The organism is Methylocystis sp. JR02 (assembly GCF_030063565.1).
GTDB lineage: Bacteria > Pseudomonadota > Alphaproteobacteria > Rhizobiales > Beijerinckiaceae > Methylocystis > Methylocystis iwaonis.
In genome coordinates, this window is sequence record NZ_JASIRC010000001.1 from 2,522,705 (window position 1) to 2,538,482 (window position 15,778).

Annotated in this window: 12 protein-coding genes; 4 read left to right on the forward strand and 8 right to left on the reverse strand. The window is 62.9% G+C overall.

The annotated features are described in order from the left end of the window. Positions 1 to 2 precede the first annotated feature (2 nt). Both QNA11_RS12070 and QNA11_RS12075 read left to right on the forward strand, forming a co-directional pair. Positions 3 to 971 carry a DUF4062 domain-containing protein gene (locus QNA11_RS12070; protein ID WP_283483231.1) on the forward strand — a complete coding sequence of 323 codons (969 nt, stop codon included), beginning with the start codon at positions 3 to 5 and terminating at the stop codon, positions 969 to 971. Positions 972 to 1,203: 232 nt separating this feature from the next. Continuing rightward, the gene (locus tag QNA11_RS12075; protein ID WP_283483232.1) at positions 1,204 to 2,427 is read left to right on the forward strand and encodes a carbohydrate porin; all 1,224 of its coding nucleotides are present in this window, start codon (positions 1,204 to 1,206) and stop codon (positions 2,425 to 2,427) included. A 4-nt stretch (positions 2,428 to 2,431) separates the two neighbouring features. Here the strand turns inward: QNA11_RS12075 and QNA11_RS12080 are convergent, their stop codons facing one another. Continuing rightward, the gene (locus QNA11_RS12080; protein ID WP_283483233.1) at positions 2,432 to 3,181 is read right to left on the reverse strand and encodes a hypothetical protein; all 750 of its coding nucleotides are present in this window, start codon (positions 3,179 to 3,181) and stop codon (positions 2,432 to 2,434) included. A gap of 740 nt (positions 3,182 to 3,921) precedes the next feature. On the opposite strand from QNA11_RS12080, the gene QNA11_RS12085 reads away from it, so the two are divergent. Both QNA11_RS12085 and QNA11_RS12090 read left to right on the forward strand, forming a co-directional pair. After that, the gene (locus QNA11_RS12085; protein ID WP_283483234.1) at positions 3,922 to 5,514 is read left to right on the forward strand and encodes a L,D-transpeptidase family protein; all 1,593 of its coding nucleotides are present in this window, start codon (positions 3,922 to 3,924) and stop codon (positions 5,512 to 5,514) included. Between the two features lie 307 nt (positions 5,515 to 5,821). Continuing rightward, complete coding sequence (locus QNA11_RS12090) at positions 5,822 to 7,636, forward strand: ABC-F family ATP-binding cassette domain-containing protein (protein WP_283483235.1); 1,815 nt, start codon at positions 5,822 to 5,824, stop codon at positions 7,634 to 7,636. 111 nt (positions 7,637 to 7,747) lie between these two features. Here the strand turns inward: QNA11_RS12090 and QNA11_RS12095 are convergent, their stop codons facing one another. From QNA11_RS12095 to QNA11_RS12125, 7 genes are all read right to left on the reverse strand, one after another. Beyond that, the gene (locus QNA11_RS12095) at positions 7,748 to 9,046 is read right to left on the reverse strand and encodes an MFS transporter (protein WP_283483236.1); all 1,299 of its coding nucleotides are present in this window, start codon (positions 9,044 to 9,046) and stop codon (positions 7,748 to 7,750) included. Positions 9,047 to 9,103: 57 nt separating this feature from the next. Beyond that, complete coding sequence (locus QNA11_RS12100) at positions 9,104 to 9,952, reverse strand: NADPH-dependent oxidoreductase (protein ID WP_283483237.1); 849 nt, start codon at positions 9,950 to 9,952, stop codon at positions 9,104 to 9,106. A gap of 214 nt (positions 9,953 to 10,166) precedes the next feature. Beyond that, complete coding sequence (cysN, locus tag QNA11_RS12105) at positions 10,167 to 11,798, reverse strand: sulfate adenylyltransferase subunit CysN (RefSeq protein WP_283483238.1); 1,632 nt, start codon at positions 11,796 to 11,798, stop codon at positions 10,167 to 10,169. A 1-nt stretch (position 11,799) separates the two neighbouring features. Continuing rightward, positions 11,800 to 12,717, reverse strand: coding sequence for a sulfate adenylyltransferase subunit CysD (gene cysD / locus QNA11_RS12110; protein WP_283483239.1), 918 nt, complete (start codon positions 12,715 to 12,717; stop codon positions 11,800 to 11,802). Continuing rightward, a complete protein-coding gene (locus tag QNA11_RS12115) occupies positions 12,714 to 13,478 on the reverse strand; it encodes a phosphoadenylyl-sulfate reductase (RefSeq protein ID WP_283483240.1) in 765 nt (254 codons plus the stop codon). The genes cysD and QNA11_RS12115 overlap by 4 nt, the downstream gene beginning before the upstream one ends. Before the next feature lie 88 nt (positions 13,479 to 13,566). After that, positions 13,567 to 14,073 carry a DUF934 domain-containing protein gene (locus QNA11_RS12120; protein WP_283483241.1) on the reverse strand — a complete coding sequence of 169 codons (507 nt, stop codon included), beginning with the start codon at positions 14,071 to 14,073 and terminating at the stop codon, positions 13,567 to 13,569. After that, positions 14,057 to 15,778 (reverse strand): nitrite/sulfite reductase, encoded by a 1,722-nt coding sequence (locus QNA11_RS12125; RefSeq protein WP_283483242.1) that lies wholly within the window; start codon positions 15,776 to 15,778, stop codon positions 14,057 to 14,059. Before QNA11_RS12125 ends, QNA11_RS12120 begins: the two co-directional genes overlap by 17 nt.

Genomic DNA, 15,778 nt, shown 5'->3' on the forward strand with positions numbered 1-15,778 from the left:
ACATGAACAAACGCTATCAGGTTTTTATTAGCTCGACCTTCTCCGATCTAGAAAAAGAGAGACAGGAATTATGGCAGAATCTAATTTCATTCGACTATATAGTCGCCGGGATGGAAGTTTTCCCCGCGGCAAACGAAGAGCAGTTATCGTTTATAAAGAAGCAAATATCCTCGTCTGATTTTTACGTGCTTATCATAGCGGGACGATATGGAAGCATCACGGATGAGGGGCAAAGCTTTACCGAAAAAGAGTTCGAGTTTGCGCTTGAACAAAACATACCTATCCTGGTTTTTCCAATCAAAGATCCTAGATCCGTTGCATCGAGTAAGACTGACGAAGATTCAGACAAATCTCGAAAACTAGCCGTATTCCGCGAAAGGGCCTGCGAGAAAAGGGTGGTCAAGTTCTGGTCGAGCGGGACAGAACTAAGCCTAGCCGTCATTCAAGCCCTTCAGACGGCCATGGCCTCGAGCCCAAGACCCGGCTGGGTACGAGGGAGCACAACAGCTAGCGAAGAACTAAAGGACAGATATATCAAGCTACAAGCAGAATTCGACGACCTCAAAGCCAAGCACAGCAAACTTCTTGCCAATGAAACGGATTTCGATCCAAAGACACTTTCCTCTTGGACAGAGTTATATTTTTACAGTAAAGCTCTCGATGAGAGAAAGGTCCGCATCACGGTCGCGGAAATTTTAAACCAGCTTTCAATAATGGAGCAGTTCGATAGTAATACGCTTGAAGAGGCTGTCAAAGGAGCGATTTCCCGCAAGACGGGCTCCGACTTTGAAGACATTTCTCTCGCTGAATGGCAGCTTGATAGGGCTATCGTGTTACTTGCCCGCCTAGAGATTGCGCGGATCGATGATAGCAGAGCGCGTGTTCGGGTTTGCCGAGGGAAGAATTTCTTACCCGCGAATATGTACATTAAATCGAAAGGGTGGCTTAACAAGGAGCCGGTCGATGGCTAAGGACAGTTGGCAGCTTACCCGCGAGCTTCTTGGCCCGCTCTTCATCTTAACGCCGATCCCGAAAATACAAGCAAGCTGGCCATCAGAAGGACTAATTTGATTTATGGAGTAGGGTTCTCGGAGCGGCGCAATTCGGGAGAGCCCGGTGATCAGAAGATCTCTTCCAAGGGCCGCGCTTGCGATACCAGCGCTTTTGGCGGCATCGACATTCCACGCGCGCGCAGAAGACGCCTTGTCGTCCTTGGCCACGCAATCTTCCCTGACCGACACGCCCGATGGCCCCAAGGCGCAATTGCGCCGCTTTGGCGTCGCGCCCGATGTTTGGGTGACGCAGTTCTATCAGGGCCAGATTGCCGGCGACGCGAGCCAAACATGGTTCTATGGCGGCAAAGTCGACGCCTTCCTAAAGGTCGATGCGGAGAAACTCGGCCTGTGGCCGGGCTTCCACGTCAGCGCGCAATACGAGCATTATTTTGGCGATGACATAAACCGCAGGGACAATGCGCTCCTTCCCGTCAACACCGCTCAAGCCTATGTGAACAAGCAAGGCTACCACTCGGCGCTTTCCGTCAGCGTTACGCAAGATTTTGGCGAGCACGTCTCCGTCAGCGCCGGCAAGTTCAACATGATGACGATCGCATCCCAGACGCCGCTCCTCGGCGGCGGCGGCATCGACACTTTCATGAACAGGGCTTTCGCTTTGCCATCGACCGGGGTGGCCTACACCGCCGTCCGAGGCGGAGCGGCCGACAGGGTCGTCGTCTCCGCGCCTTACCTCATCGGCGGCGCGGTGACGTTCAAGACTGCGCCGGCAACCTTGACGCTGGTGGTTGTCGATCCGCGTAGCGCGCAGAATCCGCAAGTGATCGAACATCCCTTTGAAAAAGGCGTTGCGGTCGGCGGCTCAGTTACCATTCCAACAGAGATTCTCGGTCTTCGCGGGTTTCATACACTTCGCGCCGCCTATAGCAACGCGCGCGGCATAGATCTGAACGACGTCCCGCAGGAGCGTCTATTGGCGGCGACGGGCGGTCCCGTGATCACCAAGAAAGGCTATTGGTTCAGTTCTTACGCGTTCCAGCAAAACTTCTTTCAAAATAAAGATAAACCGGCGGTCGGTTGGGGGCTGTTTACGCTCGGGACCCTTTCTGACGGAAACCCCAACCCGGTCAAATGGAGCGTTCTTGTGGGCCTTGCCGGGAATAATCTGATCGAGGGGCGCGAGAACGACCGTTGGGGCGTCGGCTTCTTTCACTATGGGCTGACCAAGCCGTTGCTGAGTGCGTTGGAGGCGCTCGATGTCAGGAGACGCAGCGAGGGGGGTGTGGAAGCTTTCTACAATTTTGCGATCACGCCTTGGCTCCGCTTGTCCGCCGATCTGCAATTGATCGATCCCTGGAACCCGACCAAACAACGAGAGACTTACATGGCGTTGCGTTTGCAAACTAAGCTATAGCGTCTCATAGGCCAGCTAATTTGCTGACAATCTTTTGGACCAACTCCGCCACCGGGTATTTGAACAGAAATAGCGGGACCATTGGCAGCAGCGCGGCGACCATGACGGTTATCAATAGACGCGCGCTTACCGGAACGAGGCGCATATTGCGCAAGATTGCAACGCTGTTCGACAAATCAGCCAGCGACTGCAAATCGGCTGTGCCGAGCAAGGGCTCGGCCTGGGCGCCGGGCGCGCTCAGCCATTTCCTGTCGAAGTCATTGACGTAACGCGCCGCCAACACCGAATAGTCGCTCAAGCCCCTCTCTTGGCAAGCCCTGAGTTTGAAGGCGAAAAAACACGGGGGAAACAACACCAGCACGAGGTCCAGGATCAGAGTGATCGCAAGCGCGGGGTAGATGGCCTCAAAAACGGATATTCCAGAGGAAATCTCTTCCGCAAACGACGCGGACATAAGCGCCGAGATCGCGAGGACCAATGGGAAAAAATAGGTCTGCGCGACTTCCAGATATCCGAGCCCGCCGGCGCCATCTGGATGAGCTGGCGCAAGGTGGAGTTTCAGTTTCGCCAACCGCCAGAGGAAGCACCACCAGAGCGCGATCCGCCAGAGCCACCGAAACGCCAGGAAACGAAAGAGGGGCAGGCAAACCATCCAATACCACAGGCCGGCCAGCCGAAATTCGCTGACGGCGGCGCCGAGCTCCGATCCCGTTGTCCTTCCAGAGAGGCGCATCTGCGCCGCGATCACCGTCAACAGCACAGTCGCCAGAAGGCAAATTGCTTCCGGAAGCCAATGATCTCGCCAGCGATTGGTCCGCGCGATCTCGGTCTCTAGCTCCGGCAGCGCATTCTTGGGAACGACGCCCGAACGCACGATCAGGCTGACGAACGCCCTCAACCGAACGTCGAGCAGGGATTCGCAAAGGAACAGCAACGGGATGACGACGAGCAGGCGAACATGCGCCGCAATCACCGAGAGCGAAAAAAACTTGTGACTGACGCCCTCGATCAGCGCCAAGGCGAATAGAATCGACCAGGATAGCAAGCCCAGCGCCAGTCCCAGCGCAAAGGCGCTCCTCCCCTTGTGGGCGAGACCCAAGCGCCCCGCCAAACGGTGAAGCGGACCGCCGAACAGGGAAAAATTCTCGAAGGCTCCGTATCCTTCCATAACTTATGAGTAAGGCGACGGCGCGCCGCGGGTCAAATGACGAATTGCCCCAAGCTATGGCGGCGCAGAAACGTCGGCCCCCTGCGGACGCCGCCCCGTCGCCGGTCGATCTCGTCCCCATCCCTCATGTTGCCCTCCCGCCACAGTGTCTCTTTTTGCGACACACGAATTGTCTGCCGCCATGTGCGCTGGTTAACAGCCTGCCCCCCTCGCGCTAGATACTGTGACGGAGCCTGACGCGGCGCTCCGGCGGCGACGCGTCCACATCCTTAATAATTCAGGTTTATGAAACCAGCGCCGCGCACCCGGTTTCTAAGGGGCAGCCCATGCAGGCTCGCATATCTATTGCCCGTTTCTTCCTTTCCGCCGCCGCTTTCGCCGCGGTTTTCGCCGTTGCGCCAGCCGGGGCCGCGCCGCGCCGCGTCGATATTTTCGCGCCGCCGGCCTCCGTCGCGCTGACAGGTCTCGCCAGGCTCCCCACGGCGGCGCCGCTCGATCCGCTCGAAGCCCCGGAGGCGCCGCCGGTCGTGGCCGTCACGGCTGCAAAGCTGCAAGCCGAGCCCGCGGAGCCGGACAGCCTCGACCTCGCCTGGAGCCTGCTGCCCGACCACCAGCGCGGGCTCGCGCTCGCGCTTCAGGACTGGACCTCGGGTCCTGAAGCCGCCCGCAACCCGGCGCGGCGGGCGATGCGCGCCAAGATCGCGGCCGCCTATGTGGCGCGCAAATTCGAGCCCTTCTGGACCGACGCCAATGGCTGGCGCGAGGGCGCGGCTTCCGCGGTCTCGCGCCTGCGCGCCGCAAATGAAGACGGGCTGGACCTTCGCGGCGTAACGATCCCGGAAGCCGACAAAGGCGCGTCCAGCGCCGCCGACGAGCTTGCGCTCTCCGAAGCTGTCGCAACCTACGCCTTCCAGGCGCGCGGCGGACGGCTGCAGCCCGAGCGGCTCTCCCGTCTCATCGGCGCCAAAACGGCGCTTCCCGATCCGGCGCAGGCCGTGGCCGACGTCGCCGCCGCCGGCTATCGCGCGGGCGAGACGCTGCAGGGCTTTAACCCGCCCCATTACGGCTATCAGCAACTGCGTGAGAAACTGGTCGAGCTCAAGACGCGCGGCGCCAATGCGCCGCCGCTCGATTCGCTCTTTGCCGCCGCCGAGGAGGGCGTCGCTCAGACCGACGCTCTGCCGCCCGTCAAATCGAAACGCCGCCGCATGGAGACGCTCGGCGGCCCCTCCACCTCGGCGCTGGAGAATGAGATCATCGCCAATATGGAGCGCTGGCGCTGGTTGCCACGCGACATGGGCGACGATCGCATCGAGGTAAACATCCCCGATTTCGAGCTGGCGGTCATCCGCAATGGCGCGGTGACCCACCGCACGCGCGTGATCGTCGGCAAGGAGCAAACGCCGACGCCCATCTTCTCCGACGAGATGGTGGAGATCATCGTCAACCCGTCCTGGTATGTGCCGCAGTCGATCATCCAGAAGGAGTGGCACGGCGGGGTCGGCGACGGCTATCAGGTTTCCTATCGCAACGGGCAGATGGTGGTGCGCCAGCCGCCGGGCGAGAAGAACGCGCTCGGCCGCATCAAATTCGTCTTCCCCAATGATTTCGCCGTTTACATGCACGACACGCCGTCGCGCGGGCTTTTCGCGGCGTCCCACCGCGCCTTCAGCCACGGCTGCATGCGCGTCGATCAGCCCTTCGCTCTGGCGGAGGCCGTGCTCGGACCGGGCTGGTCGGAGGAGCGAGTGAAGAAACTCGTCGGCCCCAGCGAGCGCTACATCAATCTCTCCAAGCCCTTGCCGGTGCATATCGTCTATTTCACCGCCTATGTGGACGATATGGGACGGTTGGTGCAGCGGCCTGATCTCTACGGCTATTCAGCGCGGGTGCGCAAAGCCCTGGGCCTGGGGGGCTAACCCCCGCGCCAGAGCCGGGAGGCGCCCGAACCAGGTTAACAAACCCCTACGCAGCCGCGTCATGCCCGCGCTTGTCGCGGGCATCCACGCCGGGATTACGCCACGCGGGTAGAAGAAGCGGCGTTGTTCCGCTCATGTTCTCAGTTTTCCGTCTCGGCGCGGCGTGGATGGCCGCGACAAGCGCGGCCATGACGGGGGCTCCGAATTCAGGATCATGCGCTGACATGCGCATCCCCGAGTAAAGTCGTGACAAACGCCGCGCGCCGGTGGAAAAAGCCTCTCCTCTAGGCAACATCCGGTTCGCGCAATGGCTCCCCCTCCCCTTCTCGCCCTTCAGGGCGTCATGCTTACCCTCGGCGGCAAGCCGCTTCTGGAAGGGGTCGAATTGTCGGTCGCGCCGGGCGCGCGCATCTGTCTCGTCGGCCGCAACGGCTCGGGCAAATCGACGCTTTTGAGGATCGCCGCCGGCGAATTGGAATCGGACGCGGGAACGCGCTTTCTGCAGCCGGGCGCCTCGCTGCGCTATCTGCCGCAGGAGCCGGACTTCTCGGGGTTCAAAACCACCGCCGCCTATGTCGAGGCGGGGCTCGGGCCGCTCGATGATCCGCATGTCGCAACGACGCTTCTTCTCGAGCTGGGCCTCACGGGCGAGGAAGACCCGTCGAACCTCTCCGGCGGCGAAGCCCGCCGCGCCGCCCTCGCCCGCGCGCTCGCGCCTGAGCCCGACATTCTGCTGCTCGACGAGCCGACGAACCATCTCGACCTGCCGACGATCCTCTGGCTCGAAGAAAAGCTCGCCTCCCTACGCTCGGCCATGGTCATCATCAGCCACGACCGCCGCTTTCTGCAGGATCTGACGCGCGAGACCGTGTGGATCGACCGCGGCCGGGCGCGGCATCTCGCGCGCGGCTTCAAGGAATTCGAACCCTGGCGCGACCGCGAGCTGGAGGAGGAAGAGAAGCAGGCGCACAAGCAGGAGCGCAAGATCGCCAATGAGGAACATTGGCTGCGCCATGGCGTCTCTGGCCGCCGCAAGCGCAACATGAAGCGTCTCGCGGGCTTGCATGCGCTGCGCGCCGAGCACCGGAACCGCGTTATGCCGACGGGCGAGGTGAAGCTGGAGGCGAGCGAGGCCAATCTCTCCGGCAAGCTCGTCATCGAGGCGATCAAGGTCAGCAAGAGCTACGGCGAGCGAACTATCGTCGAGAATTTTACGACCCGCATCCTGCGCGGCGACCGGCTCGGCATCGTCGGCGCCAATGGCGCGGGCAAGACGACGCTCATCAAACTGCTGACCGGAGTACTGCCGCCCGACAGCGGCAAGGTGCGGCTTGGCGCCGCTTTGGAAATGGCGACCCTCGACCAGAGCCGCGCCAGCCTGAGGCCGGAGACCACCCTGCAGGACGCCCTCACCGGCGGCGGCTCGGATATGGTCGAGATCAATGGCGAGCGGCGCCATGTCGTCGGCTATATGAAGGACTTCCTCTTCAAGCCGGAGCAGGCGCGCACGCCCATCGGCAAACTCTCCGGCGGCGAGCGCGGCCGTCTGATGCTCGCGCGCGCCCTGGCCAAACCCTCGAATCTCCTCGTTCTCGACGAGCCGACCAATGATCTCGACCTGGAGACGCTCGATCTTCTGGAAGAGATGCTCGCCGATTATCCCGGCACGCTGATCGTCGTCTCGCATGACCGCGACTTTCTCGACCGCATTGCGACGAGCGTGTTGATGAGCGACGGCGCCGGCCGCTGGGTCGAATATGCCGGCGGCTACAGCGATATGGTCGCGCAGCGCGGCAAGGGCGTCGAGGCCCGCGGCGCCGCGATGCGCGAGACGCCGAAGGAGAAGGGGCCGAAAGAAAAGCCCGCCGAACGGCAACCGGCAAGGGTCAAGCTCTCCTTCAAGGAACAGCATGCTCTGACGACCTTGCCCGCCAAAATGGAGGAGCTGAAGGTCAAGCGCACAAAGTTGCAGGCGCTGCTCGATGATCCCGAACTTTATTCCAAGGACCCAGGGAGATTTGCGAAGGCGAGCAAGATGTTCGCTGCGGTGGAGAACGAACTCTCCGCCGCCGAGGAGCAATGGCTGGAGCTGGAAATCAAGCGCGAGGAGATCGAGGGGTAGTCAGCGTCATACGAAATCCGCTTGATTGGTTCGGTGTCTGGATTCCCGATCGGGCCTTTGGCCCGTCGGGAATGACAAGCGCCAATGCGAGCTATTCAAGCGGAATTCGTATCATTTGCGTGCATCGCGCGAAGCGCGCCCGATCCGCCAGATCATCGCCGCCCCCAGCAGCGGGCCGGCGGCAAGGACTAGCAGGGCGTCGGAGAATTCGCCCGTGGCGCCTTTGACGACGCCGATGAAATAAGGCCCCGCCAGCCCCGAGAGATTGCCGATCGAGTTGATCAGCGCGACTCCCACAACCGCATCGGTCGCGCCGATCGTCGATGTGCAGAAACTCCAGAAGGTCGGCAGCGCCGCGGCGGACCCTAAAGCCGCGACAGTCAGCGCGACCATCGCCAATACAGGCGTCGGCGCATAGGCGGCGCATGCAAGGCCGACGCTCGCGACGATCGCGGCGCTTGCCGTGTGAGCGACCGTCTCGCCGCGCCGATCCGAGCTGCGGCTCCAAAGCCACATCGCCACAGCGCCACAGCCATGGGGAATGGCGGTGAGAAAGCCCGCGGCGAGGATGCTCGCGCCAAAGCCCTTGATGATCTGCGGCAGCCAGAAACTGAGCCCGTAAAGCGCGAGAACCAGCCCGAAATAGGCGGCCCCAATCGTAAGAATGCGAGGATCGGCCAGCGCACGCCAGTAATTCTCTTCATGCGCCGGCGCTTCACGCGCCAGCGCGGCCTCTAACCATCGGCGCTCGTTGGGGGCGAGCCATTTGGCGTCGGCGAGGCGGTCGGGAAGATAAAAGAAACAGACGAGGCCAAGCGCGATCGACGGCAACGCCTCCAGAAAATAAAGCCAGCGCCAACCGGCGACGCCTGAGACGCCATCCATGGTCGACAGGATCATGCCCGAGATCGGCGAACCGATCGCGCTGCCGAGCGGCACGGCGATCAGGAACCCCGCCAGAATGCGCGCGCGCTGCGCGGCGGGAACCCAGTACGTGAGATAAAGAATGACGCCTGGCGGAAAGCCCGCCTCCGCCGCGCCCAACAGCACGCGCAGGACAACGAAGCTGTTCTCGCTCCAGATGAAAGCGGTCGCGGCGGCGATGACGCCCCAGCTCACCATGATGCGCGCGAGCCACAGCCGCGCGCCGACGCGGTGCATGACGTAATTGCTCGGCGCCTCCAGGAGGCAATAGCCGATGAAGAAGACGCCCGCCGCCCAGCCGTAGAACTCGGGCGTGAAGCCCAATTCCTTGTTCATGGTGAGCGCGGCGAAGCCGACGTTCACACGGTCGAGATAGGAGACGAAGAAACCCGCGGCGAGAAGCGGCACCAGCCGCCAGGCAACCTTGGCGACCACGCGGTCGCCATCGACTGGAATTGCCGCGGGTCTGTCGAGGGTAAGGGTCACGAGAGCGCCTGTCGCTGGAGAAAGCGAGAAGCCGCCCTCGCCAATGTTGTGGTGGGTTTAACGCAACTCGAAGCCGAGCGCCTTCAAAGCGTCGCGCAGGCGATCGCGGCCGCTCATCGCATCTGTCCCGCGCACGCGCGACAGCACCTGGCGAATCCAGCCCTGCTCGGGCAGTCGCTGCTCCTTCTGGAAATCCTTGAAGACCGTATCGAGCGTCTCGACCGCCTCGCGTTGCGCGTCGCCCCACTGATATTGCTCGCGATGCAGCACCGCCGCCTGGCCCAGGCGCGGCTTGACGCCGGCGTTGGCGCCCGGGTCGGGGACGCCGATGGTCATGCCGAAGACGGCGAAGACATTGGGCGGCAGGTTCAGCTCTTTCGCCACTTCCTCCGGCTTGTTGCGCATGGCGCCGATATAGCAGCAGCCGAGCCCGATGGATTCGAGCGCGACGACGGCGTTCTGCGCGGCGAGCGCGGCGTCCACCACGCCGGTCATGAAGATTTCGAGATAGGGGAGCGCCGCCGCGTCGCGGCCCCTCTCTTTGCCAAGGTTTTCGAGCCGCGCGAGGTCGCAAAGCCAGATCAGCAGGAGCTTGCAGTCGCGAATATGCTGCTGGCCGCCCGCGAGATCGGCGAGGCGATTCTTGCGGTCCTCGTCCTCGACGGCGACGACGCTCCAAACCTGAAGGTTGGAGGAGGTCGACGCGGACTGCGCCGCGGCGGTGATGATTTCGAGCGCGCCGGGCGGCAGCGGCTGGTCGAGATAATTGCGGTGCGACCGGTGCGCGAGAAGCAGGTCGAGCGTGTCGTTCCAGATCGCGGGCTTCGGCGAATCGGCGCGGCGATAGCGCTCGAACATGGCCGCGGCGGGCGCGTCGAAATGATCCGGGCTTACGGGCTTGTTCATAATGGCTCCTGCGCTGTCCCTCGGCTCGGCGCGATCGACTGCGCGAATGCCGCCTCGACGTCGGGGGACGGAGAGATCTCGGAAAGATGCGCCGGTCTTATACCCCATTCCGAGCGGCGCCGAAGCGGGATCATGCGGCCGCCTTCTCGATCGGACGACGCGGCAGAGCCCGGCAAGAAAGTCCGTCTTTTCGCCAGAAAGCCCCTCGTCCGGCTCAAATCCCCGGATCGTTCGCCGCCGTCGGCCCCTCTTTGCTCTCCAGACCGAAGGCCGAGCGCGTCCAGAAGCGCTCATGGAAATGACGCAGCGCGGAGATCGCGATCGTCTGGGCGATCGCGATCTCGAACGACACAACGGCGTCACTCAACAAGGCGTTCACGATGACGAAATTGATCAGGGTCGCCGGGACCAGCCAGGAGGCCGCCTTCAGCAGGCTGCGCTTGGGCGTCGACAGCACGCTCCCTTGATCGAGCGCGACGCCCTCCATCGAGGCATAGCTGACGTCGGTCAAAGGCGCCGCCACACGGCGGCTGGAGGCCGAAACCTCCTTCACCATGCCGACCGCGACAGTCTCATTGGTGATGCGGTCGATGAGGATGAAGCCGCCGGTCTCGCGGTTCTCGACGTAGGGATCGCAAGCGACCACGGTTTCGAGCGAGAGCTGCGCTTCGCCGATCTCGTTGAAGGCGAGCGTCTCGTCCGCGCCAAGCGGCGTCGCGAGCCCGGTCTCGATGTCGATGCGCGACTGCACGAGGTTGACGACCGCGGGCGTCGTCTTCGTCCCGATCTTGAGCAGATAGCTCTTGCCGGCCGTCAGCGGCTCGCGCACAAGCCAGAGGAGCTTCGCCTCCAGCCTGTCGCCGACCTGCGCCGGTGAGACCGGCGAGCTCAACAGATCGCCGCGCGAGCAGTCGATTTCCTCGGCGAGCGTGATCGTCACCGACTGGCCCGATACGCCGCTCTCCAGATCGCCGTCATAGGTGACGACGCGCGAGACGCGCGTGTCGCGCCCGGAGGGAAGGATGCGCACAATGTCGCCGGGGCGGATATTGCCGCCGCTGATGAAGCCCGAGAATCCGCGGAAATCGAGATTCGGGCGATTGACCCATTGCACCGGCATGCGGAAAGGCGCGATGCGCATGACGTCTTCGACCGCGACGCCTTCCAGATAAGCGAGGAGCGACGGTCCGTCGTGCCAGGGCATATGCTGGCTTGCATGGACGAGATTGTCGCCGTCCTTGGCGACGAGCGGCACAACATAGATCGAGGCGAAGTGGAGATTCTTCGCGAACTCGTGGAAGTCCGCCACAATCTTGCGGAACACGTCCTCGCTGTAGCCGACGAGGTCCATCTTGTTGACGGCGACGACCACATGGCGCACGCCGAACATGGAATTGATGACGCTATGGCGGCGCGTCTGCGGCAGAATGCCCTTGCGAGCGTCGACGAGCAGAATGGCGAGATCGGCGGTCGAGGAGCCGACCGCCATGTTGCGTGTATATTGCTCGTGGCCGGGCGTGTCGGCGACGATGAACTTGCGCTTGTCGGTCGCGAAATAGCGATAGGCGACGTCGATGGTGATGCCCTGCTCGCGCTCCGCCGCGAGCCCGTCGACGAGCAGCGCGAAATCGAGATCATCGCCCTGCGTGCCGTGCTTCTTGGAGTCGGTTTCGAGCGCGGCGATGAGATCGTCCGGCGCCAGATTGGCGTCGTAAAGCAGGCGGCCGATCAGCGTCGACTTGCCGTCGTCGACCGAGCCGCAGGTGATGAAACGCAGGAGCGGCTTGTCCGCGGCGATGCGCGCAACCGCCGGCGCGGGGGCTTCCATGACCTCGACGCCCTGCATCTCAGAAATATCCTTCCTGCTTCTTCTGCTCCATGGAGCTGGAGCCGTCCTGGTCGATCAGGCGGCCCTGCCGTTCGGAGGTGCGGCTTTCGCGCATCTCCGTGATGATCTCGTCGAGCGTGGCCGCCTCGCTCTCGATGGCGCCGGTCAGCGGATAGCAACCGAGCGTGCGGAAACGCACCATCTTGCGCTCGATCGTCTCGCCGGGTTCGAGCGCCATGCGCGCGTCGTCGACCATGATCAGCGTGCCGCTGCGGCGCACCACCGGCCGCTCCTTCGCGAAATAGAGCGGCACCACGGGGATGTTCTCGCGGGCGACATAGTCCCAGATGTCTGCTTCGGTCCAATTGGACATGGGGAAAATGCGCAGACTCTCGCCCGGCGCCTTGCGGGTGTTGTAGAGGCGCCAGAATTCGGGCCGCTGGTTCTTCGGGTCCCAACGATGCTGCGCTGTCCGGAAGGACAGCACGCGCTCCTTGGCGCGCGACTTCTCCTCGTCGCGGCGCGCGCCGCCGAAGGCCGCGTCGAATTTATATTTGTCGAGCGCCTGCTTCAGCGCCTCGGTCTTCATGATCTCGGTATGGAGCTTCGAGCCATGGACGAAGGGGCTGATGTTCATCTCAATCCCTTTGGGATTGATATATTCGACGAGCTCCAGGCCCCATTCCTTGACGATCTTGTCGCGAAACTCGATCATCTCCCGGAACTTCCACATCGTGTTGACATGGAGCAATTGGAACGGGAGCTTCGACGGATAGAAGGCTTTTCTGGCGACATGCAGCATCGCCATCGAGTCTTTGCCGATCGAAAACAGCATCACGGGCCGCTCGCACTCGGCGACCGCCTCGCGCATGATGTGAATGCTTTCGGCTTCCAGGCGGTCCAGATGGCCGAGCGAACGGGTCGGAAGCGCGCTCATTCGAAAACCTCCGGCGAGGCGGAATCAGGCGCCGGACCGCGACGCAGAACGCCATCCTCGCCGACATGCAGGCCGCACTCTTTCTTGTCGTCCTGCTCCCACCACCAGCGGCCGGCGCGTTCGTCTTCGCCGGGCTCAATGGCCCGCGTGCAGGGCGCGCAGCCGATGGAGAGGAAACCCTTGGCGTGGAGTTCATTCACGGGGATTGAAAACTCCTGGGTCGCGGCGACGATGTCTTCGCGCTTGTAGTCGAGGACCGGATTGATCTTGATCACCCGGTAATTGGCGTCAAAGGCGACGAGCGGAACCTCGGCGCGCGCGGCGGATTGATCGGCGCGCAGGCCCGTGATCCAGCCGGAGACGCCGGCCAGCAGGCGAGAAAGCGGCTCGACCTTGCGCACATGGCAGCAGGCCTTGCGCGCCTCGGCGGATTTATAAAAGCCGTTGACGCCCTGCTCTTCGACCAGCGCCTCCAGCGCCGCCGCCTGCGGATAGGCGGCGCGAATGCGCCGGGCGTAGCGGGCTTCGGTCTCTTCCCAGAGCGCATAGGTTTCGGGAAACAGGCGTCCGGTGTCGATCGTCACGACGTCGATATCGAGGCCCTGCGTGAAGATCGAATGGGTGACGAGCTGATCTTCGACGCCGAAGCTCGTCGTGAAGACGATACGGCCGGGGATGAACTCGCGGACGAGCTTGAGCCGGAGATCGAGATCAAGCGGCGCGAGACGCGGGCCGAGTATTTCCGGGATGGAAGGATTCATGATCTGAGCGCGCCCAAAGTGTCGGCGGACCGAAGGCCCAACCGGGAATCGAGCACCCAACGGGAGCCCTGGCGAAGCAACCAAGCCTTCATTTCGCCGCCGCCTTGCGCCGCGCGTCGAGGATGGAGCCCGGCGCGACATAACCGCGCTGATAAGTGCGCGCATGCGCCGCGCGCTCCGCCTGCCACTGCGATTCATCCTGCCGCTCGGCGAGATCGTCGGGAATTTCGATCGTGTCGAAGCCACAGCCGAGCGCATGGCGATACTGATCGGCAAGCAGCCGCCCGCTCGCGCGCAGCTCGCCCGTAAAGCCAGCCCTGCGGATCAGCCGCGCCAGCGAAAAACCGCGTCCATCGGCGAAGGCGGGGAAGACGATGGAGATGAGCGAGAGGCGCGGCAGCGCAGCCGCGAGCGCCTCGGGCTCTGTGGTGTTCGGCGCGAGGACGCCGAGCGCGACGCCCGCCTCGAGATGCGCGACAGCATGTTCGAGACGCGACAGCGACACGATTATCTTGCCGCTCTTGGGCAGCGCCTCTTCGTCGGCGAGGCGGCGCCAGGCGTCTTCGATAAAGCGGCCTTCAGATATCAGCGCCATCTTCACCCTCCCGCCGCAGCACGTCCTTGAAGCGGGCATGACCGATGCGCCGCCATGTTTCGATGAATGTCTCGCCCTCCTGGCGCTCGGCCAGATAGAAATCGACAATGTGTTCGATCACGTCCGGCACTTGCTCCGCCGTGACGCCGGGGCCGAGAATTTCGCCGATCGACGCCGAGAAGGTCGGATCGCCCCCAAGCGTGATCTGGTAGGATTCCTGACCCTTCTTTTCGAGCCCGAGAATGCCGATCGCGCCGACATGGTGGTGGCCGCAGGCGTTGATGCAGCCGGAAATCTTGATGCCCAATTTGCCGATCCGGCGCTGGCGCGAGAGATCGGAGAAGCGCTTGGAGATCGCCTGCGCAATCGGGATCGAGCGCGCCGTCGCCAGCGCGCAGTAATCGAGCCCGGGGCAGGAGATGATGTCCGAGACGAGACCGGCGTTCGCCGTCGCCAGCCCCGCGCCGTCGAGCAGCTTCCACAGATCGAATAGATCGTCCTGCTTCACATGCGGCAGAATGACGTTCTGCTCATGGGAAATCCGCAGCTCGCCGAAGCCGAAGCGTTCGCTCGCCTCCGCCAGAGCGCGCATCTGCTGCGAGGTGGCGTCGCCGGGAATGCCGCCGATCGGCTTCAGCGACACGGTAACGATGGCGTAGCCCGGAACCCGGTGCGGCGCGGCGTTGACCTCGGCGAAATTGCCGAAGGCCGGATGCGCGACGCGTTCGGCCCGCAGTTTCGCCGACTCCGCCGGCAGCGCCTCGTAAGGCGGCGGCGTGAAGAAACCGGCGATGCGCTCGAATTCGGCAGGGTCATAGGAAAACGCGGAGCGATCCATCGCGGCGAATTCCGCCTCGACGGCGGCGCGCACTTCCTCGATCCCCTTCTCGTGAACGAGGATCTTGATGCGCGCTTTGTATTTATTGTCGCGACGGCCGAAGCGGTTATAGACCCGCATGACCGCCTCGAGATAAGCGAGGAGATCGGCCCGCGGCACATAGTCGCGGAGAACCTTGCCCACGAAAGGCGTGCGCCCGAGTCCGCCGCCGATCACAACCTGATAGCCGACTTCGCCCGCCGCATTCTTCACGATCCGCAGACCGATGTCGTGAACCATGATCGCCGCTCGATCGTGCTCGGCGCCTGTCACCGCGATCTTGAATTTGCGTGGCAGGAAGGAGAACTCGGGATGGGCGCTCGACCATTGGCGCAGGAATTCGGCCGTGGCGCGGGGATCCTCGATCTCGTCCGGCGCGACGCCCGAGAAATGGTCGGCGGTCACGTTGCGGATGCAATTGCCGGAGGTCTGGATGGCGTGCATCTCGACTTCCGCGAGCGCCTCCAAAATGTCCGGCGTGTCGATCAACTTCGGCCAGTTGTATTGGAGGTTCTGCCGCGTCGTGAAATGGCCGTAGCCGCGATCATATTTATCGGCGATGTCGGCAAGGCGGCGCATTTGCCGCGCTGTCAGCGTGCCATAGGGAATGGCGACACGCAGCATATAGGCGTGGAGTTGCAGATAAAGCCCGTTCATCAGACGGAAGGGGCGGAACTCCTCCTCCGTCAGAGAGCCTTCGAGACGCCGGCGCACCTGCTCGCGGAACTCCGCGACGCGCTCGCGCACGAAGGCGGCGTCGAATTCATCGTAGCGATAGGTCGTGACCGGCGTGTTCGGCCGCGCCAGACTGGGATCGTGAGCGGTCAT